We start from the raw sequence: 20,372 nt of genomic DNA, 5'->3' as shown, positions 1-20,372 counted from the left end.
GACTGTGGCTGCACTTCCTGACGCCTACCGCCAACCTCTCGACCGCGCACGGGAGCACTCCCTGGAGTGGCTCGCGTCACTGCCAACGCGCCAGGTTCGGCCACAGCGCACCGCAGATCAGGTCGCCGAACACTTCTCGATTCCGCTGCCGGCCGGCCCAACCGATCCGGCGGCGGTTGTCGATGAGCTGGCCGGCTTCGCCGAACCCGGCCTCATGGCGATGCCGTCCGGCCGGTTCTACGGCTGGGTGATCGGCGGAACGCTTCCCGCCGCACTCGCGTCGGACTGGCTCGTCAGCGCCTGGGACCAGAACACCGCACTCCGTTACGCTTCCCCCGCCACGGCCGCCATCGAGCAAGCGGCGGGGGACTGGATCCTCGATCTGCTCGGCCTCCCGGCGACAGCAGACGTCGGCTTCACCACGGGTGGCACTGTCGCAAACTTCGTCGGTCTCGCTGCGGGTCGAAAAGCGGTTCTGGATACCGTCGGCTGGGACCTCGACACGAACGGCCTGGCTGGTGGCCCACCGGTCACCGTGCTCGTGGGACAGGAACGACACGCGTCGGTCGACCTCGCTCTCCGGTACCTCGGCCTCGGCGCCCCGACCGCTGTCGCATCCGACGACCAGGGCAGGCTGATCACGTCCGCGTTGACGGATGCTCTCGCCAGCGTCGACGGCCCGGTGATCGTCTGTCTCCAGGTGGGAAACCTGCACTCAGGAGCGTTCGACCCGTTGGCCGAGACCATCCGAGTGGCCCACGAACACGGCGCCTGGGTGCACGTTGATGGGGCGTTCGGACTCTGGGCCGCCGCGAGTCCGCGCTACCGGAGCACGCTCGACGGAATCGACAGGGCGGATTCCTGGGCGACCGACGCCCACAAGACCCTCAACGTTCCGTACGACTGTGGAATCGCCATCGTCGCGAAGCCCTCGGTACTCCGCAGCACGTTCGGCATCCACACCGACTACCTGATCCACGATGACGCCAGGGGGCCGGGTGACCCGTGGGAAAAGGTTCCCGAACTCTCCCGCCGCGCCCGCGGAGTGCCGGTATGGGCTGCGTTGCGCTCGCTGGGCCGGTCAGGCACCGTCGCACTCGTCGAACGGCTCGTCGACACCGCGGCCGAGCTCGCCGCCGGGCTCTCTCGCGTGCCTGGCATCGAAGTGCTCAACGATGTCGTCTTCACCCAGGTCTGCCTTGCTTTCGGTCCAGACGACCTCACCCGCAGGGTCACCGAGCAGCTCATCGCCGATGGCTCGGTGTGGATGTCCGGTTCGCACTGGCAGGGCAGGGACATCCTGCGTATCTCGGTGAGCAACTGGTCGACGGATGCCGATGACATTGCCACATCGATCGAGGCGGTTCGACACGCCTTCGAGGTCGCATCGTCCACCTGAGCCCGGTCTTTCCGGTCAGCCTGCCCGGGAGTAGTCTCGGGGCAACGGCGAGTCCCGTGCCCGCCGGGTAGGGGGTCCTGGTGGGACGGCTTGTTTACGATTCGACGACGAGCATCAACCTTGACGATCGCACGCTCGCGCACCTCCAGATCGTGATCGGTGCGAAGCTCAGGCGGGGCGAGAGCTTTCCCTTCCGCTGGAAGCTGCCTGACGGCGCTGGCGGACCTCCGGGGAGCCTGTGGATCGCTCCGGGAATTTCGCTTTATTTCCGGTACGACGAATCGAGACTGCCCAACATCAATCTCGACTGGATCAGCGCGCTCACCGCGTCGTCCAACACCGATTCGGGGCTGCGGCTGATCAGTGAACCGATCGCGGCGCAGGACGACGTGCGCGACGAGCGGGTGGGGCGGCTGTAGCCCGCCGCGGTGTTCCCCCTATGATTCCCTCATGGGAACCTGGAGTGGACAACCGTTTGGCAATGACGCCGCAGCTGACTGGGCATGGGAGCTGGACGGTGCCGAGGGCTGGGATATTGTCCTCGAGGCGCTTGAAGCCGTGCTTGACGAAGATCCCGCGTCCGTCGACGCTGATGCGGCAACCGCCGTCATTGCCGCCGCTGAAGTCGTGGCACATCAACGTGGGCGGCCAACGCAGTCCGACAGCTACACCGAGAGCGTTTCGGCCTTCGTCGATCGCGTCCCGGCCCCGCCCGCTGAGATCGCCTCCGTCGCGCTGAGGGCCCTCGACATCGCAACGGTCCCTGACGGCGAACTCGCAGAGTTGTGGGCCGATGCGGGTGAGGATGAATGGGCCGAGGCCAACCAGCGCATTCGAGAGGCGCTCTCGCTGCCCCCGCTGGTCGCGCCCGCTCCCGCCGCGCCCAGGAAGCGGACTGGCTGGGGCTGGGGCAAGGGCAACCGGGAGAGCTAAGCGGTGTACGACCGGTTCACCGCGACGCAGCGCGCTGAACCTGGCTGGGAGCGAGCCCGAACCGCTGCCGGAATGTGCGGGCGAACGTGCCCGGATCGAGAAATCCCGAGGTCTGGCAGGCTGCCTGAACGGTGTGCCCTTCCTCGAGCATGGCGCGCGCGTGGTCGAGGCGAAGACGACGAATCTCTGCCGCTGGTGAAGAACCGCCGCCTGCGAAAATGGCCTGAACCGATCGGACGGAGAGGTGGGCATCCGCTGCCAGATCCGTCGTCGAGAACGCGGGGTCGGTGAATCGATCCCGGATCGACCGGCGCATCGACTCCCGAAGTTGTGCGTGCGTCACGTCCGACGGTAACCGTGGGTTGATCACCGGTGGCAGGCCGGAAGTCCTCTGCTCTCGAGTGTGGGGGATGGCTGTGGTGTCGTCGGGTGCGTTGAAGCTCAGGAGCGTCGACGCCCTCCCGTCGCCAATACGCCGGGTTGACCAGTGAACGAGTCGCGTATCGCCCGCGCGCGTGACGAACCACTCTGACGCGAGGTGTGACCCCGTCGAGCCGACGATCGGGCACTCGTGCCACGGGTACGGAGATCCGTCAGGACGGTGCGGGTGCAGCAGCTCGTGACTCGGCCCGCCGACGACGTCGTCGCCGTCACGGTAGCCAAGAAAGCGGATCGCCGCCCGGTTCGCCAGGGCCACGAGCCCCCGGTCATCAATGACCCACAGGGGCACCGGGGCGTCGTGAAGGACCTGCGACAGAAAGTTCGCGTCGTGTTGCACCTCAACGCCGATCATGGGGACCTCCAACCTGCTGTAACGGTATGAGCCGGGAACGGCGAGCGGATTGCGCAGGTGTTTCACGGAGGTAAAAGAGTCTCCCCATTGCGCTGCTGGCTCTATCGTCTGCGCGAAAAGCCTGTGAGCAGGTTCCCGACGTCGCTGAAGTGGGCTTGAGGCATTTCCCCACATCACGCACGAGGAGAACACATGACTGACTGGAACGCCAGACGCGACGAGGCGACCCACAACATCCGCACGGCTGTTGCCCGCTCGGAATCATCGTGGTCCGACCTCGCAGAGGAGCTTGACCGACCGCTCCTCTGGACCATTGCAGCGCTCCTGGGTTCGCACGCACTGCCCGCCGAGCTCGCTCAGAAGGCAGGACAGTTGCTCGACCTTGACGAGGAAACCGTCCTCGCGCTCCAGGAGCAGCCCTATCGGATCGCGGGCGACGTGCTCAAAGCGGACCCGACCATCTACCGCTTCTACGAACTGCTCGGCGTGTACGGGCCGGCGTTGAAAGAGGCGATTCACGAGGAGTTCGGCGACGGCATCATGAGCGCGATCAACTGCAAGGTCGAGATGTCGCGTCGCGAGGACCCCGAGGGCGATCGCGTGCGCATCGTCATCGACGGCAAATTCCTGAAATACCAGTGGTGAAGGACGAGAGGGCACTCTGATGACTTATGTAACGCCGAAAGACTTCGCTGTCCGGATGATCGATGCCGGGCAGTCCAAGGTGGCGATGTCGACGCGCGACACGCTGATCCGCAGCTATATGGCCGGGGCCATCCTGGCGCTCGCCGCGGCCTTTGCCGTCACCATCAGCGTCCAGACGGGCTCACCGCTCCTCGGCGCTGTTCTGTTCCCGGTCGGATTCTGCATGCTTTACCTGCTGGGATTCGATCTCCTGACCGGTGTCTTCACACTGGTCCCGCTGGCCTGGCTCGATAAGCGTGCCGGGGTGAGCCTGGGCGCGATGCTCCGAAACTGGGGTCTGGTCTTCGTCGGTAATTTCGCCGGAGCCCTGACCACGGCGCTGCTCATGGCCATCGTCTTCACCTACGGCTTCTCCGCGGACGTCAACGAGGTCGGGCAGGCGATCGGCGGTATCGGTGAAGGACGAACCGTTGGCTACGCCGAACACGGCTTCGCGGGCATGCTGACCCTCTTCGTTCGCGGAGTGCTCTGTAACTGGATGGTGTCCACCGGAGTCGTCGGAGCCATGATGTCCGACAGCCTCCCTGGCAAGGTCATCGCTATGTGGATGCCCATCATGCTGTTCTTCTACATGGGATTCGAGCACTCCGTGGTGAATATGTTCCTGTTCCCGATCGGCCTCATGCTCGGTGGAGACTTCACCATCGGCGATTATCTGATCTGGAACGAGATTCCTACGGTGCTCGGCAACCTCGTCGGCGGCCTGACCTTCGTTGGGCTGATGATCTACACCACCCACGTGAAGACCGGTCCGCTTCGCGAACTGCGTGTCAAGGTCAAGCAATAGCGCAGTGAATGTGGGCGACCGAGAGGGGCGGGGCGCACCAGCCCCGCTCCTCTCGGGGTGTCATCGGCTAGTCCTGGCTCTGCAGTTCATGTGACGGATCCGCCGTGGGTACGCTCGCGGATGCCAGCAGCGCCAGTTTTTCTGCATCACTCGACCCTGCGTCAGGGTGAAAGACAACAAGCATGACGCCGTCTGCGCCGCCGATGCTCAATCGTTCCCGGTTGAGGACGAGTTCGCCGACTTGAGGGTGGTCGAACCGAACCAGTGTTCCGTGCTGGCCACGGACCTCGTGGCGGGCCCAGAGCTGGCGGAAGCGAGGGCTGGCGAGGCTGAGCTGGCCGGTGAGTTCGATGAAGCGTGGATCATCGATGTCGTTGCCGACGGCCTGCCGGAGATTCGCGATGAAGCACTCGGTGAGGTCTTCCCAATCGGGCTGCAGCGCCTGTTCGCCCTGATCGAGGAACAGGTCTCTGAGTTGATTCCCGCCAACGTTGAGTCCGGGGGAGAGCGCCCGGGCGAGTGCATTCGAGGCCAGTACGTCGAAGTATCTGCCCTCGATGAATGCCGGCTGGGCGAGGGAGTCGAGGAGTTTGAGGGCGCCGGGCGGCACCGTCTCTTTCCGTGGCTGGCGTCTCCGCTGGCGCGGAGCATCCGCCACCAGTGTCAGCAGGTGGGAGACGTGCTCGTCGTTGAGGTTCAGCACGCGAGCTATTGACTCAAGCACCTGGGCCGAGGGGTTGCGATCACGACCGCGCTCGAGGCGCAGGTAGTAGTCGGCGCTGATGCCGGCAAGCATGGCGACTTCCTCGCGCCGCAACCCGGGCACGCGACGGACTCCACCGTCGGGAATGCCGACCTGCTGCGGGGTCACCAGTTCGCGGCGCGCCCGCAGATACGCGCCGAGGGGATTCGTTGTCTCGCTCACGACGCCAGCCTATGGCTGTGTGCCGCGGAGCGAGGGGGCCCTGTCATACCCCCGGCTGGAGAGGGTGCTGGTTGGGGGTGTTCGCTGCTCATAGCGTCCTTAACGGCTCGATCGGGCCACTTATTTCGAGAGGAGACGCATGAGCGTCGCACTGGTTACCGGGGCAAACAGGGGCATCGGTTATGAGACCGCCAGACAACTGGTGGAGTTGGGACACCTCGTGTACATCGGCGCGCGCGACGCTGAGCGGGGTGGGGAGGCTGCCGCGTCGCTCGGTGCGCGATTTGTGCAGCTCGATGTGACCGAGGACCTGTCGGTAGCGAAGGCGCTTGGAACCATCGGGGATGTCGAGGGCCAGCTGGACATCCTCGTGAACAACGCGGGAATTCAGGAGTTTGGAGACATCGACGGCCCGATGGCGCTGCGAGCATTCGACACAAACGCGGTGGGCGTCGTGCGCGTCACGGAAGCAGCGCTCCCGCTGCTGAAGAAATCATCCAACCCGACGGTGGTTACCGTCTCAAGCAGCGCAGGGTCGTTCTGGGCGGTCAACAATCCCGACCGGGTCGAATCGCAACTGAGGAATCTCCTCTATGCCGCCTCCAAGGCGGCGGCCACCATGCTCACCGTCCAGTACGCCAAGTCGCACCCCGACATCAAGTTCAACGCACTCGAACCGGGGTACACCGCCACAGACATGACGGCGGCGTTCGACGGCGGAAGGCCGCCAGCCCAGAGCGCCCAAACCGTCGTGCGTCTGGCGGCCCTCGCCCCCGACGGTCCGACGGGGACGTTCCAGGACGAAGACGGGCACCTTCACTGGTGAGAGCACGCATCCTCCCTCCCCGTGCCCAGGCGCGCCTGACCACATCGAACAATCGAACCATCGAAGGAACTGAATCGTGACCAACGCAACCTCGTCGATCGACACATCGACCGACCATAAGCCCGGCTCCTGGGCCGGCGTCGTCTCGCTCGGACTGGGGATCTTCGCGATCGTCATGTCGGAGTTCCTGCCGGCGAGCCTGCTGCCGCGAATCGCCGGCGATCTTGGGGTGACGGTCGGCGCAGCGGGGCAGAGCGTCACCGTGACCGCGCTCGCGGCCGCACTCTCGGCCCTCTTCATCTCGGTGGTGCTGCCGCATGCCGACCGGCGCCGCGTCATGATCGGCCTCACGCTGCTCGCCATCATCTCCAACCTCGCCGTCGCACTGGCACCGAACCTCCTCGTGCTTCTCTCGTCCCGGCTCCTGCTGGGCGTCGCACTCGGCGGCTTCTGGGCAATGGCCACCGCGGTCGCCGCGCAGCTGGTTCACGCGGACCACCTCGGGCGTGCGCTTACCGTCGTCAACGCTGGAGTGTCTGTCGCAACCGTTGCCGCGGTGCCCCTGGGCGCGTGGCTCGGGGAGCTGTGGGGATGGCGGGGAGTGTTCATCCTCGGTGCCGTTGTTGCGGCACTGGCGCTGATCGTTCAGGCGGCAACACTGCCGCACGTCACGCCTACGGTCGGAAGCGGAATTCGTGCGCTCGGAGCGACACTCCGCTCCCGTGCCGTTCTCATCGGACTGTTCGCGGTGCTGCTCGCTTTCGGCGGGCACTTCAGTGGCTTCACATACATCCGGCCGGCTGCCGAGAGCGTATCCGACATCGATGCCGGCGGACTCGCCCTGCTTCTGCTCGTGTTCGGAATCGCCAACTTCCTCGGCACGGCTGTCAGCGGCCCACTGGCCGACCGTGCACTCCGAGCGGCCGTCTTCCTGTTTCCGACGGTCCTCGGGATCGGGATGCTTGTCATGCTCGCGACCGGCGGTTCGACCGTGGCGCTGTTCATCGCGGCTGCGCTGTGGGGCTTCGGTTTCGGTGGCCTTCCGACCGCGGTGCTCACGTGGGGTGCCCGAACTCAGCCGACCCGTCTTGAGCAGATCGGCGGAGTGATCGTGACCGTGTGCAACATTGCGATCGCCGTCGGTGCGATCGTCGGGGGAATCCTCGTCGATGATGTCGCAGCTACCGCACCGCTGTTGATCGGCGGCATTTCGGCGATCGCCGGCGCCGTCGTGCTCGTGACCCTGCGTCAGCAGCGCTGACGGTTCTCAGCCGAACGGCATCCGGGTGCTGGTGTGGAAGCGAGCGGGCGGACCTACTCGCTGACGAGTTCGAGCGGCGGTACGCCGACCGGGTCGAACCCCATCACCTGACCGTAGAACGACAACTCGGCTTCCGTCGCGCTCACGATCGTGCTCGCGCGACGGAAGCCGTGTGACTCTCCCTCGAAGGCGATGTATGCGTGGGGGATGCCCTTCCGTGCCAGAGCATCGCGGAATAGCTCTGCCTGCGATGGCGGAACGATCGGGTCGTCGAGGCCCTGAAGCAGAAGGACAGGGGTGGAGAGGTTATCCACCCGGTTGAGCGGTGCCCGCGACTGGTAAAGGTCGGCCGCTTCCGGAAGCGGGCCGATGAGCCCGTCGAGGTAGCGGGACTCGAAGTCGTGCGTGTCCCTGGCGAACTGGGTCAGCTCGGCCACGCCGAAATACGAGGTACCCGCCGCGAACACGTCCGAACTCGTCAAGGCGGCGAGCACCGTCCAGCCGCCCGCCGAACCCCCTCGGATCCCGAGGCGATCCCGATCGGCGAGTCCGGCGTCTGCGAGTCCAAGCACGGTGGCGACGGTGTCTTCCACGTCGACGATGCCCCACTGCCCGCGCAGCCGCTCCCGATACTCCCGCCCGTATCCGGTCGATCCGCCGTAGTTGACGTCGACCACGCCGATACCGCGGCTGGTGAAATAGGCGATCGCGGGGTTCACGACGAATGGTGCCCGCGTGGTTGGTCCACCGTGCACGAAGGCGACGAATGGTGGCAATTCGTCATCCGGAGCAACGAAGTCCACGTTCCGGGGCGGATACACGATGGCGTGCACCTCCCGGTCTCCCGCGAACGTCCGGGATTCGGCGATGGGGAGGTATCCGGCATCCGGAAGTGAATCGACCGAGAGCCGAACCACCGTGATCTCTCCCGACTCGAGGTCGAGACGGCGAAGTCCGGGTGCGTCCTTCGCGCTGCCTCCGGCGAGCAGCACGCTGGTGCCGCGGACGGGTCCCAGGACGATATGGGTGAGCGGCTGTGCCACGACCGAGCTGGCGCCCGTCGCTGGATCGATGATGACGAGTTCGCTCTGGCCGAGTGTTCGGGAGGCAAGGATGCGGCCATCCGCCAGCAGCCGATACCAGGCCAGCCCGACGAACCAGAGTGCGTCGCCGTATTCGGCCTCGTCCGGGTGCAGCGGAGTGACCTCTCCCTGGAGATCGACCTCGGCAAGATTCCACCACCCGGATCGGTCGGTGATGATCGTCAGGTGGTCGTCATCCCGCCATTCGGGCTGAAGAAGAGACTCTGTCGGTGAACCCGCGAGCGTGCGCCATTCGCCGACCTGGCCCGCTCGATCGAGGTCGCCGACGCGCAACTCGGTCCCGTCCCATGGCATTTGCGGGTGATCCCACGCGACCCAGGCGAGGCGTGTGCCGTCGGGGGAGAACCGCGGATAGGCGAGGAAGTGTGAACCCGAAACGATGGAGCGGATCGCCTCGTTGTTGCCATCGGCAGTGCCGTCCACCGGCACCGCGACGATGTCTCTTTCAACGAGGTCGCCCGAGTGGGTCTCGCGCACGGCGATGATTTCGCCGTCACGCCACGTGAGATCTGCGAAGCGGAATCCGGAATCCGCGCTCGTGAGCGGTACAGGACTGCGGCTGCCACGATCCAGGCGATACAGTCGCTGATCCGTGAACTCGGCGAACACGAGAGTGCCGTCGTCGTCAGCCGCCCACGCTCCACCGCCGTACTCATGCACGCGGGTCCGGGCATTCCACGGCTCCGGCAGGACGTCGATGGGGTCGCCATTGTCACCCGTCGTGCGGACAGCGAACCGGCCGCCCTCGCTCGGGCGCAGTTCGAGCCACCACACGTCGTCGCCCACCCATGTGCCCTCACTCACGGCGTGCCCGCTCTCGGCGAGATCATGAGCGGAGATCGGTGAGCGCCAGGATCCGTACGGAGCGATTGTCGTCATGGCGACATCATGCCAGCCCGTGTGTGTCAGCGGGCAGCCAATTTGGCTACCCTCGGAGAATGTCTGCCAGTCGCAACCCCACAGTGATCGTGCTGAACGGCGGATCCAGTTCAGGTAAATCGTCGATCGCGAGAGCGCTTCAGGAAATCCTGCCCGGCGTCTGGTTGACCTTCGGCGTCGACACGTTTATCGACGCACTCCCGGGTCGGGGCGACAGCCCGCGAGCCGGGATCACCTATGAGCACGACGGCATGATTACCTTCAGCGCCGAGTATCGCACTCTCGAGCGAAGCTGGTACGCCGGCCTCAGTGCGATGACGGCCGCTGGGGCGCACATGATCCTCGACGAAGTTTTTCTCTCAGGGGGTGCCGGGCAGGAGAGTCTGCGTTCGACGTTTGGCAACACCGGGATGTTGTGGGTGGGTGTCCGTTGTGCGCCCGATGTTGCTGCATCCCGCGAAGCGCGGCGGTCTGACCGGGCAGAGGGAATGGCGCGGCAACAGGCCCTGAGCGTGCATGTCGGCGTGAGCTACGACCTCGAGGTGGACACGACAGACCGCCCGGCCGAGGAATGCGCCTGGGAAATTGCGACACAACTCGGAGTGCAGGCGCCGTACCGTGCATAGGCATGGGCCGTTCATCGGCATGAGCCGGCCTGTCAGAGCCGGACGTTCTCAGATCGACGGTCAGGAGCGACCGCTGGAGTCGACATCGGCGGCCCAGCCGGGGGAGTCGAGGCGAATTGCGTTGTCGCCAACGAGCGCGCGCAGTGTCGCTTCCGTTTTGGCGAGTGATTCTGCGCCCACCTGCTTCTCGAGCTCATCCCGCATCTCATCGAAGACGGCTTCGCCCTCGCGCAGAAGAGCTGTCCCGCGCTCGGTGACCCGCAGGCGCATCTTCCGGCGATCCGCCTCGTCGGGCTCCCTGGCGACGTAGCCCCGTTCTTCCAGGACAGCGATCGTGCGGGCCGCAGCCTGCTTTGTTACCGACATCGCCCGGCCCAGTTCCGACGCGTTTTCGGCGCCGGAAAGGATCGAGTGAAGCGCGAAGTCGTGCACCGGTCGGAAGTCATCGTGGCCTCGGCGCGCCAGTTCGGCGGTGGCCCTGTCGGCGAGGGTGCGGAACCCCGCAAGCATCAGCAGCGCTAGGTCGCCACCCTTCCGAGACATAGGGGAAGTCTAAGTCAGGGTTGTAATAGACAATCTAGTTGTCTATCGTTTATGGACAACATGATTGTCTATTAAGGAGGACTCATGTCTGCCATTGCGGCCATCGGCACAACCATCCCCGGCGTCGCCCACCATCGAGCTCAAATCAACGGCACTGAGCTGCACTACGTCACCGCCGGGACCTCCGGTTCGCCCATCCTGCTCGTGCACGGCTGGCCTGAGACGTGGTGGGCGTTCAGGGGTTTGATCCCGCTGCTTGCGGAGTCCCACCGCGTATACGCTCTCGACCTGCGCGGATTCGGCGACTCGAGTAATGCCGACACCGATTACAGCGAGCAGGCCTTAGCCTCGGACCTCCACCAGCTCGTCAACCATCTGGGAGCTGGTCCCGTGCACCTTCTCGCTCAGGACATCAGTGGAGGCGTGGCGTTCCGGTTCGCTGCCTCCCACCCTGACGAGGTGTTGAGCTTCACAGCGGTCGAATCCTCCCTTGCCGGGTTCGGGCTCGAGGCGCTCGCGGACGTCAACGCCTTCGGTTCGTGGCATGTCGGATTCCTTGGCGCCCCAGGCATCCCTTCGATGCTCCTGCCGGGGCACGAGCGCGAGCTCCTGGAAGACTGGGCTTACCCGATGATGAACGGCACAGCCGGTGCGATCCGCGCCGAGGATCTCGACGAATTCATCCGCACCTACTCGCGACCGAGCGCCTGGCGCGGTACGGAGGGCCTCTACCGTTCCCTGTTCACGGATCAGGGAGAGACGAGGGCGCTCGCCGAGGCGCAGCCCTTGCGCCTCCCCGTCCTCGTCGTCGATGGCGCCAATCATCCGTTCACGGAACAGTCCTTCCGTCCGGTGGCCGCTGGAGAGTTCACTGCTGTGCACCTCGAGGGCGTCGGTCATCTGGTTGCCCAGGAAGCACCCGCGAAACTGGCATCCGTCGTTCTGGACTTCATTGAACGAGGGGAGGACCGGTAGGAACGGTGCGCCCGGGTGGACACGCATCGGCGAACCCACGAACCGGGTCAGCGGGTGATCGGCGCGTTCGTTCCCGCACTCTGGGCTACACCCGCGGTGTCTGCCTCCTGTTCCCGCTTGTCGAGGCGACCCCCGATCGCTCGCAAGGCAGCGAGGATGGTCGTCAGATCGACAAGTTCCTGGGTCACGGCACCCACGGTCGCGGGGATCAAGCCGAAAGCGGCGATGGTCATCAACACGACGGAGATGGCGATGCCCAGCCAGATGCTCTGCAGCGCAATCTGAACGGTGTCGCGTCCGATCCTGACAGCGAGCGCGACGCGGGAGATGTCGTCAACGAGGATTACGGCATCCGCGGATTCGCTCGCCGCTGTCGCGCCCTTGGCGCCCATTGCGATGCCGACGTCCGCCGCTGCGAGCACGGGAGCGTCGTTGACACCGTCGCCGACCATGATCACCGGACGCTCCCTGACGTTGCTCACTTCGGTGACTTTGTCAGCCGGAAGGCACTCGGCGCGAACCCGGGTGATGCCCAGCTCAGAAGCGACGTGCTGTGCTGTTTCCGCAGCGTCGCCGGTCAGCATCATCGACCGTTTCACTCCCAATGTGTCGAGCCGTTGGAGTGTGGCCTTCGCATTGGCTCGCAGGTGGTCCCTCGCCAGCAACGCTCCGGCGTACAGCCCGCCGATGGCGATATAGATAGCCAGTTCGCCTGGCGCTATCTCCGTGCGCCGGGCATTCGGGGCGTGTTGGGCGACGAACGCGAACTTGCCGACCACCACGTCGCGCCCCTGGATTCGGGCAACCACGCCATTCGTGACCGCTTCTCGCGCTGACTCCGCCTCGAGCAGGTGGAGTCCCCGCTCCTGGGCGGCAGAGATCATCGCCGCTGCGAGCACATGCGACGAATACTGCTCGGCGCTCGCGGCAAAAGTCAGTACTTCGTCCTCCGTGAACGGATGCTCCGCCCGTATTTCCGAGAGAGCCGGCACTCCATAGGTGAGTGTGCCGGTCTTGTCGAACACAGCAGTCTGAGCGGATGCGAGTTGTTCGAGAACTCCACCGCTTTTCACGATGACGCCGTTGCGCGCAGCCCGGCTCATGCCGCCGATGAATGCCACCGGCGCCGCGATCAGCAACGGGCACGGGGTGGCAAGCACGAGCACCTCAGCAAAACGGACCGGATCGCCACTGAGCCACCAGGCGACCGCTGCGAGGGCAAGTGAGAAGAGGGTGAAGGGTATAGCGAACCGGTCGGCGAGCCGGACAACCGGTGCCTTGCTCTCGGCTGCATGAGCGACCAGGGCGACGATCTGCTGATATTGGCTGGCCGACGCTGTCGCCGTCGCCCGGATCGCCACAGCCTCCTGCCCGTTCACGGCGCCGCTCGGCACCGTGTCGCCGGCCACTTTCTCTACGGGGGTGCTTTCGCCGGTAATGGAGGATTGGTCAAGAGTGGCCCCGGCAGAGAGCAACACGCCGTCAACCGGCACGATCTCCGACGGCCGCACGAGCAGCACGTCGCCGACCTGCACCTCATTGACCGGCAAATCCTGGTACTCGCCCGCAACGGATCGGTGGGCGAGTTGAGGCGCCCGATCGAGGAGCGCATCCAGTTCGCGTTTGGCCCGCGCGTTCGCGAAATCCTCCAACGCTTCGCCACCCGTCAGCATCAGAACAACGACCAGAGCTGCGATGTACTCGCCGACGATGACCGTAGAAACGATCGCGGTGATGGCTAAGACGTCAAGACCAAATTCTCGACGCAACAGTGCCCGCACCATGCCGACGGCCTGCCACGCAGCGATCGCCAATGAGTACACGCTGAACAGCCACTGCACGAGCCAGCCCGAGCCCAGCAATGCCAGCGCCAGACCGGCGACGCCCACAATGATCGTGAGTGTGACCGGCCAATATCGCCGTGCGAGATCCAGAATCCGAGACATGGGCGAGCGTTTCTCCTCACCGGGCGAGTGTTCTCAGGCGCTGACCGGCAGCGTCCGCAGCAGGTCTCGTTCGGCTGAGCCGGTCTGCTGGGCCAGGCCCCACAGAGTCGAGGAGGATGCCGCGCCGGAGGTCTCAGGGGCAGTGCCGCCCAGTTTGTCCCGGGTGCCCCGGTCATCGGGACTCAGCGCCTGGAGCACGTCATCCAGCTCGCCGGTGGTCAACTGAGTGGCATCGGCCAGCGCGGTCAGATCCCGCAACCCTGAACGCAGCGTGTCCAGTTCCTGGAGCTGCCTGTCATCGAGCCGGTCGCGGTCGGGCACGAGCTCGTCCTGCATCCGTGTTGCGTCCCGGAACAGGGCGAGTACTTCCGGCCCGGGTGGGCCGGTGCCGTTCGAGGAGGCACGGATGGCTGCGGCGGTGGCCTCGGTCGCTGTCTCGATCCGTTGTCGCAGGGGCGCTGGTCGGAAAGCGGGGATAACCATGAAGCCGAGGACCCATCCGATGAGCACCGCTGCCGCTGTGAGTCCGACGTATTGCGCCAGAAGGTTCACCGGGTTCAGGTCGCGGGTCACTGAATTGAAGCCGACGCTGACGATCACCATGAAAGCATTGCCAAGCGCGGGACGGGTGGCGATGAACCACAGCCCCAGGCACAGCGCGACCACTGCGACGAGGGTGAGGTAGCGGGACGGGACGAACAGCAGGACCAACGCGACGGTGAGCGAGCCCGCGACCAGACCGATGATCTTGTTCCTCGCCTTGGTGGCGGTGTCGTTCCAGCTGGCCTGCATGATGCCGAAAGTGGCCAAAAGGACGGTGGAGACCAGCGGATCACCGCGCTCGAGGCGCGACGTGATCAGCAGCATGAGAAGAATTGCGAGCGCGGTGCGCAACGCGTGCCTGACCTGAATGGACCGCAGCCTCGCGGACGGATGCAGCACTGCGTCCTGAAGTTGGTGGCGTCGGTCGCGATCGAGCGTGACCGGTGAGGTGTCATGATCCCGCATTGCCTGCTCAACGACGTCCAGGGCGCTTGTGGCCTCGGCGAGGGGTGAGCCGGTGGCGACCGACGCCGACGAAGACGACGAGGTCGTGACCGGATTGTTTTTCCGTCCTGGCTTGGACTTCAGCTGCTCGGCCAGCGTGTGGGCACGGGCTCGAATCTCGGTGTCGGCCGAACCGCCCGCGTCGGACAACTCTGCGGTGTGCATGGCCAGACGGTAGCGGGAGGCCCCCTCGAGCGCGTCCGCCAGCCATCGCTGCCTGCCGTCGCTCAGCCAGGTGCCGAACGCGGTGGCGGTGGCGGCGCCGGGATCATCGGCAACGAGCACATCGGCGACCTGCTCCCTGGTCGGCTTCGACGGGTCCGAGATTCCCATCAGAACCCGCAGTAGCAGAGCAACGGCGACGCCGGCGACGGCGGCAACGATCACCTGTCGGTGGTCGGCTCCGCCGGCTGGAGCGTAGCCGTAACCGAACACCGTGGTCATTCCCAATCCCATGCCGGCGTTGGCGAAGCGGGGGCCAATCAGCGGAAGCAATGAGGCCACGAAAATGAGCACCACGACGAGCGCAATCGCCGCGGGGCGAGAGGCCTCAGCCACGAGGCGCGGAACGACCGCGGCGAAGACCAGAAGCGGTCCCATTACCGCGATCACGCGGAGGTCAGGCCTCAGAGGGCCGCCCATAAAGACCACCAGCGAGAACATACCCGTCAGGCCGCCGATGATCCCAGCCGCACCGGCTCCCCACGCATCGGCGAGGAGCACGGAGGGAAGGACCACGATGATCATGAGGATGATCACTACCGGGCTGCCCTTGGGGTGCCTGGCTTTGGGGCGTGTGGATCCCTCGGGGCCACCGGCACCCTGCGCTGGCCCGCCTCGAGTGTTGTTGCGTGACGCGTTCATTCCTCGACGGTAAAGAGGAGGTGTGGGAGGTGGCAGAGGCCGAGGTCCTTGGCGTCGGTCGCGTGCCCGTCGCCCACAGATGGAACGGGCGGGTCACTCCGGGGCCTGATGGAGCGGATGACGGGAATCGAACCCGCGCTATCAGCTTGGGAAGCTGAAGTTCTACCATTGAACTACATCCGCATGACGCCGTACGGCGACGTTCGCAATCTTAGCAAGACGTGCCAGATAAACTGGCCTCGTGCTTCTCTCCGATCGCGACATCAAGGCAGAGCTGGCATCCGGACGCATCGGTCTTGAACCGTCCCACTCCGAGATGATCCAGCCTTCGAGCATCGACGTGCGCCTCGACCGCTACTTCAGGCTGTTCGACAACCACAAGTACCCCTACATCGACCCGGCCGAAGACCAGCCGGAGCTCACCCACCTCATCGAGACGAAGCCAGACGAACCGTTCATCCTGCACCCCGGTGAATTCGTGCTCGGCGCAACGTTCGAACAGGTCACCCTCGCCGATGACATCGCTGCCCGGCTCGAGGGTAAGAGCTCACTCGGCCGCCTCGGCCTGCTGACGCACTCGACAGCCGGCTTCATCGACCCGGGATTCTCCGGCCACGTGACCCTCGAGCTGTCCAACGTCGCGACCCTCCCGATCAAGCTCTGGCCCGGCATGAAGATCGGCCAGCTCTGCTTCTTCCGGCTGACCTCCCCGGCTGAGAACCCATACGGGTCAGCCGCGTACAGTTCCCGCTATCAGGGTCAGCGCGGCCCAACGGCATCCCGCTCGTTCAAGAACTTCCACCGCACCGACGTCGGCCTCATCGACGCGGGCAGCGCCGGCAGCTAGGCAAGAAAGGCCACCGCCATGAGTGACCCCATCGACCTGTCGTTCGCTGACGCACTCATATCGGATGCCGCCACCGAGAGATACCCGAACCGGATGTCCCGCTTCGGTCGCCTCGTCGGTCGCTGGAACGTGCACTCACGCCGCATGGATGAGGCCACAGGGAACTGGCATGAGTCGGACTTCGTCTGGGTGGTCGGGTTCATTCTCGACGGGAAAGCCGTTCAGGATGTCGCACTCACGCCGACCGATGGTGGCTTCGAAACGATCGCCACGGCGGTCCGGGTCTACGACCGCGACATGGGTGCCTGGCGTGTGAGCTACTTCGAGCCGGAGCGCGGCGAATACGCCCACCTCGTTGCCACCGCGCACAAGCGCGACGGCATCCGCCAGGACGGAACCCGCAACGACGGGCTGCTGATCCGCTGGAACTTCTCGAAGATCACCGATCACTCCTACCAGTGGGAGAGCTTCGTTTCGGAAGACGAAGGCACCACCTGGGTGCTCAATGAACACAACGAGGGCATTCGCGTCAGCTGACGCAGGCCTCGCCGCGAGAGCGTCACTTGCGGCCGAGAACGCCAGTTGCGCCTGATGTTCTCGGCCGGAACTGATGAGTTGGGCGCCCGCTACAGTTCGAACCGGAAGCTGAGGTCCTCGGGGTAGTCCCCGAGCGCCGTGAGCGTCGTCGCCGCACGCTGCAATGCAGCAAGGGTGAGGCCGAGGGTCTGCGGGCCGAAGCTGACGCGGGAGATGCCCAGCTCGGCGAGCCGCTTGAGCGGGATGCCGCCGAGCCCACCGATTGTGGAGATGCGGCCGTTCACCTCGTCCAGCGCGCGCTTCACGCGATCCTCATCGCTCAACCCGAGGAAGAAGATCACGTCGGCCCCCGCGTCGAGGTAGGCGTTTGCCCGCGTGACCGCTTCCTCCCAGCTTCCGCCGCCGGCGAGCGTGTCGACGCGGGCATTGATCACGAGCGGGATGCCCGTCGCGTTCCCGGCATCGCGGGCAGCGGCTACGCGTGCGACCGAGTCGTCGATGTTGCGCTGCGGACCGTTGGCCGCTTCGAGGGAATCCTCGATGTTGATGCCGACGGCACCGGATTCTTCGATCAGGCGACGGACGTTGTCACCGACGCCGACGGCATCCGGTGCGTAGCCCTTCTCGAAATCGACCGAGAGCGGCAGGTCGACGGCACCGGCGATGATGCGGGCGGCCTCGATCGCTGCGTCGACGGTGAGTCCCTCGTTGTCGGGCACGCCACGTGCGAACGAGACCGAGTGCGACGCGCTCGCGAGGGCACGCACTCCCGGGGCTTCTGAGACGATCTTCGCGGTGATGGCATCCCAGACGTTCGTCACGATGAGCGGGTCGCCCGGGGCGTGGAGGCGGTTGAGCAGTTCGGCTTTCTCGAGTTGAGTCGTCATCTCCCCAGTCTGGACAGGTCGGATGCCTCGGCGCCACCCATGGCGGCACCCGTAACCGATCCAAACACGTATGCTGCGGCGCCGCTCCGCGGTGAGGCGCTGTCAGGATTCGCCCCCCGAATGTGGGTCAGGCGATACTGGTAGTTGGAAACCGGCCGATGTGAAGCCCGCACGGGAACTGATCAGCCGCTGATAGAGATGGTGACTTGACGTGTCGAACGAGCCGAACGAGTCCACTGAGCTGAGTGAGCCGTGGATAACCGCCGTAGCCCGAGCTGACGGCACGGGCATGATTTCGGTCGATGGCGCGCAGTCCGACATCCGGGCAAACGACGTCGCCGAAGTTCGAGCCGCAATCATCGCGCGTGTCACCGACGAGGCGAAGGCGCGCAACCAACGGGTGCTGGTGGCGATCACGGACCTCGACGGGGTCTACCTGCTGTCGGTTCACCCCGACGGAAATGTCGAGTCAGAGGGTCCTGTTGTTCCGGATGCCGGTGCAGCGGCGCAGGGCGCGACAGCGGCTGGGTCCGGATCCGAGCCCGCCCATACACAGGAGCCGGAACCCGAGACCAGGCCGACCCGCCAGCCGTCTCCGGCGGAAGGACCAGCTCGCGGGGCTGGCCCAACGCGAGCCGTGCTGAACCCCGCCTTCGGCGAGGCAACGCCGGTGATTCCTCCGCCCCCCTTCGGTATCGATGACCTCATCGACTTCGCCGAGTCCGGATCCGAGCCGACGCCGCACAACGACAAAGGCTCCGAGCCGGCACCGACACGGAGGTCAACCTTCCGGTCCTATTCAGAGGAGAGCGACCTGTCGCAGAACAATTCCGGATCCGCCGCGCCAGCGGAGGGTGCTCCATCGCCCACTGCGCGGCCCGACGCCGGAAGGTCGGCCGAGCACACTGCCTCATCGGAGGCGGCCGAGCTGACCTTTGACCAGCTGTTGCCGACACCGGGCAGGTGGGAAAAGGCATCCGCGCCGTCGACCGAGGGTGAACCGGAAGCCGCGCCCACTCTCGAGGATTTCCTCCAGTCGCGACCATCGGCCCCGGAGGGCCCGGCGAAGCAGGGCTGGCAGGGGGCCGTCCGCCGTGTGACGGGCGGACTGATCTCGCCGCGCCCAGGCAAGGCCGAGCGCGCCCATCGTGATGCGATCCGGCGGGTCCAGCGGAGCCTCAAGGGGCCGCGCACCATCGTCGTGCTCAACCCGAAGGGTGGAGCGCACAAGACGACGGCAACACTGTTGCTCGCCGCGACCTTCGGTACTCACCGCGGTGGATCGACGCTCGCCTGGGACAACAACGAAACCCGCGGCACCCTTGGCTGGCGGGCCCAGCCGTCGGTGCATTCCAACACGGCGGTCGACCTGCTTCGCGACCTCGGACGGTTCTCCGATGTCGAGTCGGCGCGCGTCGGGTACCTCGACAACTATGTGCGCGGGCAGGGCGACGCCCAGTTCGACGTGCTCGCTTCTGACGAGGACGCCGCGGCGTCATCCACAATCGATGCGGATGCCTTCCGCAGCCTGCACTCGACACTCAGCCGGTTCTACCGCGTGCTTGTGATCGACACGGGCAACAACATGCGTGCGTCCAACTGGGAAGCGGCCGTCGAAGCCGCCGACCAGCTCGTCGTCGTCACCACGGTGAACGAGGAGACCGCGGCGAGTGCTGCGTGGCTCATCGACGGGCTCAGGCAGAAGGGGCACCAGGACAAGGTCAGCCAGGCCGTGACGATCCTCTCGTCACCGGGAGACACCGTGCAGCCCGAGCTGACCCAGCGGCTGCGCAGCCACTTTTCGGCCCTCACCCGCGTCGTGCTCGAGGTGCCCTATGACCCCGGGTTCCAGGGCGGCGGACCGCTCAACGTCGACGTGCTCTCTCCGCAGACCCGCGAAGCGTGGCTTCAGGTGACGGCGGCGGTCGCCGACGGACTCTAGGCCGGTCCGGCCTCGCCCGACGCGAGGATCTTGACCATCTCGAGTTGGCGCTTACTCGGGTCGAGGTCGTACGGCATGGTCACACCGGTGTCGCGGTAACCCTTCTTCAGGTAATACGCGTGCGCCCGGGTGTTGTCTTCGTGAACGTGCAGGGTGATCCGGTCGGATCGCTCCCTGGTCCACTGCTCGACGCCCTCGAGGAGAGCGGAGGTGACACCGGCCGCTTCGCCCCGGAACTCAGGTGTGACGTAGACGCCAACGAGCATCGGCACCGTCGTTCCGTTCGGCCTGTACGTACCCATCGTGCCCACCCATCGGCCGTCGCCAGTGATCGCGACGAGCACGGTTCCGCCGTCGCTCGTGCCTCGCCTGCCACGCATCCGCCACTCGGCTTCGCCCACGGCCTGTGCGTGAGCGAGCGTCTCTCCGAAAGCGATCGGCGTGTCCGCGAGCATTTCGAGCCGGAGCCTCCTGACCTCGCGCCAGTCGGCGTCGGTGGTGGGACGGATGGAGAAGGTGGCGTCGCGCATCGACCAAATCTACCGGC

At 65.6% G+C, this 20,372-nt stretch carries 20 protein-coding genes and 1 tRNA gene; 12 read left to right on the top strand and 9 right to left on the bottom strand.

The window, feature by feature from the left end:
- Nucleotides 1-4: 4 nt before the first annotated feature.
- The 3 genes from C3E77_RS13365 to C3E77_RS13355 all read left to right on the top strand — a co-directional run bounded on the left by C3E77_RS13365 (nt 5) and on the right by C3E77_RS13355 (nt 2,332).
- Nucleotides 5-1,399 (top strand): pyridoxal phosphate-dependent decarboxylase family protein, encoded by a 1,395-nt coding sequence (locus tag C3E77_RS13365; RefSeq protein WP_108392226.1) that lies wholly within the window; start codon nt 5-7, stop codon nt 1,397-1,399.
- A gap of 80 nt (nt 1,400-1,479) precedes the next feature.
- The gene (locus C3E77_RS13360; RefSeq protein WP_108392224.1) at nt 1,480-1,818 is read left to right on the top strand and encodes a DUF7882 family protein; all 339 of its coding nucleotides are present in this window, start codon (nt 1,480-1,482) and stop codon (nt 1,816-1,818) included.
- Nucleotides 1,819-1,849: 31 nt separating this feature from the next.
- Entirely contained in the window at nt 1,850-2,332 is a 483-nt protein-coding gene (locus tag C3E77_RS13355) for a DUF4259 domain-containing protein (protein WP_108392222.1), read from the top strand.
- 16 nt (nt 2,333-2,348) lie between these two features.
- Here C3E77_RS13355 and C3E77_RS13350 read toward each other — a convergent pair whose 3' ends face one another.
- The gene (locus C3E77_RS13350) at nt 2,349-3,125 is read right to left on the bottom strand and encodes a helix-turn-helix transcriptional regulator (protein WP_162925013.1); all 777 of its coding nucleotides are present in this window, start codon (nt 3,123-3,125) and stop codon (nt 2,349-2,351) included.
- Nucleotides 3,126-3,317: 192 nt separating this feature from the next.
- Between C3E77_RS13350 and cynS the strand changes: the two genes are divergently transcribed.
- A complete protein-coding gene (gene cynS / locus C3E77_RS13345) occupies nt 3,318-3,770 on the top strand; it encodes a cyanase (protein WP_108392218.1) in 453 nt (150 codons plus the stop codon).
- Between the two features lie 19 nt (nt 3,771-3,789).
- Nucleotides 3,790-4,617, top strand: a complete 828-nt coding sequence (locus tag C3E77_RS13340) for a formate/nitrite transporter family protein (protein ID WP_108392216.1) — start codon at nt 3,790-3,792, stop codon at nt 4,615-4,617.
- A 67-nt stretch (nt 4,618-4,684) separates the two neighbouring features.
- Here C3E77_RS13340 and C3E77_RS13335 read toward each other — a convergent pair whose 3' ends face one another.
- Nucleotides 4,685-5,542 carry a helix-turn-helix domain-containing protein gene (locus C3E77_RS13335; RefSeq protein WP_108392214.1) on the bottom strand — a complete coding sequence of 286 codons (858 nt, stop codon included), beginning with the start codon at nt 5,540-5,542 and terminating at the stop codon, nt 4,685-4,687.
- Between the two features lie 139 nt (nt 5,543-5,681).
- Between C3E77_RS13335 and C3E77_RS13330 the strand changes: the two genes are divergently transcribed.
- Both C3E77_RS13330 and C3E77_RS13325 read left to right on the top strand, forming a co-directional pair.
- Complete coding sequence (locus tag C3E77_RS13330) at nt 5,682-6,368, top strand: SDR family NAD(P)-dependent oxidoreductase (protein WP_108392212.1); 687 nt, start codon at nt 5,682-5,684, stop codon at nt 6,366-6,368.
- A 76-nt stretch (nt 6,369-6,444) separates the two neighbouring features.
- A complete protein-coding gene (locus C3E77_RS13325) occupies nt 6,445-7,629 on the top strand; it encodes an MFS transporter (protein ID WP_198412154.1) in 1,185 nt (394 codons plus the stop codon).
- Nucleotides 7,630-7,682: 53 nt separating this feature from the next.
- Here C3E77_RS13325 and C3E77_RS13320 read toward each other — a convergent pair whose 3' ends face one another.
- A complete protein-coding gene (locus C3E77_RS13320; protein ID WP_108392210.1) occupies nt 7,683-9,611 on the bottom strand; it encodes a dipeptidyl-peptidase 5 in 1,929 nt (642 codons plus the stop codon).
- 59 nt (nt 9,612-9,670) lie between these two features.
- Between C3E77_RS13320 and C3E77_RS13315 the strand changes: the two genes are divergently transcribed.
- Nucleotides 9,671-10,237 (top strand): chloramphenicol phosphotransferase CPT family protein, encoded by a 567-nt coding sequence (locus tag C3E77_RS13315; protein ID WP_108392208.1) that lies wholly within the window; start codon nt 9,671-9,673, stop codon nt 10,235-10,237.
- 60 nt (nt 10,238-10,297) lie between these two features.
- Here C3E77_RS13315 and C3E77_RS13310 read toward each other — a convergent pair whose 3' ends face one another.
- Complete coding sequence (locus tag C3E77_RS13310; RefSeq protein ID WP_108392206.1) at nt 10,298-10,780, bottom strand: MarR family winged helix-turn-helix transcriptional regulator; 483 nt, start codon at nt 10,778-10,780, stop codon at nt 10,298-10,300.
- An 84-nt stretch (nt 10,781-10,864) separates the two neighbouring features.
- Between C3E77_RS13310 and C3E77_RS13305 the strand changes: the two genes are divergently transcribed.
- Entirely contained in the window at nt 10,865-11,755 is an 891-nt protein-coding gene (locus tag C3E77_RS13305; protein WP_108392204.1) for an alpha/beta fold hydrolase, read from the top strand.
- 47 nt (nt 11,756-11,802) lie between these two features.
- On the opposite strand, the gene C3E77_RS13300 is transcribed toward C3E77_RS13305, so the two are convergent.
- The 3 genes from C3E77_RS13300 to C3E77_RS13290 form a co-directional block, all read right to left on the bottom strand.
- Nucleotides 11,803-13,701, bottom strand: coding sequence for a heavy metal translocating P-type ATPase (locus C3E77_RS13300; RefSeq protein ID WP_108392202.1), 1,899 nt, complete (start codon nt 13,699-13,701; stop codon nt 11,803-11,805).
- Between the two features lie 33 nt (nt 13,702-13,734).
- Nucleotides 13,735-15,612: an FUSC family protein gene (locus C3E77_RS13295; protein WP_108392200.1), complete on the bottom strand. Its 1,878-nt coding sequence runs from the start codon at nt 15,610-15,612 to the stop codon at nt 13,735-13,737.
- A 109-nt stretch (nt 15,613-15,721) separates the two neighbouring features.
- Nucleotides 15,722-15,795 (bottom strand) — tRNA-Gly (locus C3E77_RS13290).
- 58 nt (nt 15,796-15,853) lie between these two features.
- Here C3E77_RS13290 and dcd point away from each other — a divergent pair.
- Complete coding sequence (gene dcd, locus C3E77_RS13285; RefSeq protein ID WP_108392198.1) at nt 15,854-16,459, top strand: dCTP deaminase; 606 nt, start codon at nt 15,854-15,856, stop codon at nt 16,457-16,459.
- An 18-nt stretch (nt 16,460-16,477) separates the two neighbouring features.
- Nucleotides 16,478-16,996, top strand: a complete 519-nt coding sequence (locus C3E77_RS13280; RefSeq protein WP_108392196.1) for a hypothetical protein — start codon at nt 16,478-16,480, stop codon at nt 16,994-16,996.
- 89 nt (nt 16,997-17,085) lie between these two features.
- On the opposite strand, the gene C3E77_RS13275 is transcribed toward C3E77_RS13280, so the two are convergent.
- On the bottom strand, nt 17,086-17,883 hold the full coding sequence (locus C3E77_RS13275) for an isocitrate lyase/PEP mutase family protein (RefSeq protein ID WP_108392194.1): 798 nt from the start codon (nt 17,881-17,883) through the stop codon (nt 17,086-17,088).
- A gap of 211 nt (nt 17,884-18,094) precedes the next feature.
- Here C3E77_RS13275 and C3E77_RS13270 point away from each other — a divergent pair, with 211 nt between their 5' ends.
- Nucleotides 18,095-19,825 carry a chromosome partitioning protein gene (locus tag C3E77_RS13270; protein ID WP_108392192.1) on the top strand — a complete coding sequence of 577 codons (1,731 nt, stop codon included), beginning with the start codon at nt 18,095-18,097 and terminating at the stop codon, nt 19,823-19,825.
- On the opposite strand, the gene C3E77_RS13265 is transcribed toward C3E77_RS13270, so the two are convergent.
- Nucleotides 19,822-20,355 carry a GNAT family N-acetyltransferase gene (locus tag C3E77_RS13265; protein WP_108392190.1) on the bottom strand — a complete coding sequence of 178 codons (534 nt, stop codon included), beginning with the start codon at nt 20,353-20,355 and terminating at the stop codon, nt 19,822-19,824. The genes C3E77_RS13270 and C3E77_RS13265 overlap by 4 nt on opposite strands.
- Nucleotides 20,356-20,372: the final 17 nt, after the last annotated feature.

The organism is Mycetocola zhujimingii, from assembly GCF_003065425.1.
In the GTDB taxonomy this organism is placed as follows: Bacteria; Actinomycetota; Actinomycetes; order Actinomycetales; family Microbacteriaceae; genus Mycetocola_A; species Mycetocola_A zhujimingii.
This window is presented reverse-complemented; position numbering and strand designations above follow the sequence as displayed.

Excerpts from the sequence above, each read along its gene's own strand:
- C3E77_RS13355 (WP_108392222.1), top strand. The coding sequence starts at position 1,850 with ATGGGAACCTGGAGTGGACAACCGTTTGGCAATGACGCCGCAGCTGAC.
- C3E77_RS13350 (WP_162925013.1), bottom strand. The coding sequence starts at position 3,125 with ATGATCGGCGTTGAGGTGCAACACGACGCGAACTTTCTGTCGCAGGTC.
- cynS (WP_108392218.1), top strand. The coding sequence starts at position 3,318 with ATGACTGACTGGAACGCCAGACGCGACGAGGCGACCCACAACATCCGC.
- C3E77_RS13340 (WP_108392216.1), top strand. The coding sequence starts at position 3,790 with ATGACTTATGTAACGCCGAAAGACTTCGCTGTCCGGATGATCGATGCC.
- C3E77_RS13330 (WP_108392212.1), top strand. The coding sequence starts at position 5,682 with ATGAGCGTCGCACTGGTTACCGGGGCAAACAGGGGCATCGGTTATGAG.
- C3E77_RS13320 (WP_108392210.1), bottom strand. The coding sequence starts at position 9,611 with ATGACGACAATCGCTCCGTACGGATCCTGGCGCTCACCGATCTCCGCT.
- C3E77_RS13315 (WP_108392208.1), top strand. The coding sequence starts at position 9,671 with ATGTCTGCCAGTCGCAACCCCACAGTGATCGTGCTGAACGGCGGATCC.
- C3E77_RS13310 (WP_108392206.1), bottom strand. The coding sequence starts at position 10,780 with ATGTCTCGGAAGGGTGGCGACCTAGCGCTGCTGATGCTTGCGGGGTTC.
- C3E77_RS13305 (WP_108392204.1), top strand. The coding sequence starts at position 10,865 with ATGTCTGCCATTGCGGCCATCGGCACAACCATCCCCGGCGTCGCCCAC.
- C3E77_RS13300 (WP_108392202.1), bottom strand. The coding sequence starts at position 13,701 with ATGTCTCGGATTCTGGATCTCGCACGGCGATATTGGCCGGTCACACTC.
- C3E77_RS13295 (WP_108392200.1), bottom strand. The coding sequence starts at position 15,612 with ATGAACGCGTCACGCAACAACACTCGAGGCGGGCCAGCGCAGGGTGCC.
- C3E77_RS13280 (WP_108392196.1), top strand. The coding sequence starts at position 16,478 with ATGAGTGACCCCATCGACCTGTCGTTCGCTGACGCACTCATATCGGAT.
- C3E77_RS13275 (WP_108392194.1), bottom strand. The coding sequence starts at position 17,883 with ATGACGACTCAACTCGAGAAAGCCGAACTGCTCAACCGCCTCCACGCC.
- C3E77_RS13265 (WP_108392190.1), bottom strand. The coding sequence starts at position 20,355 with ATGCGCGACGCCACCTTCTCCATCCGTCCCACCACCGACGCCGACTGG.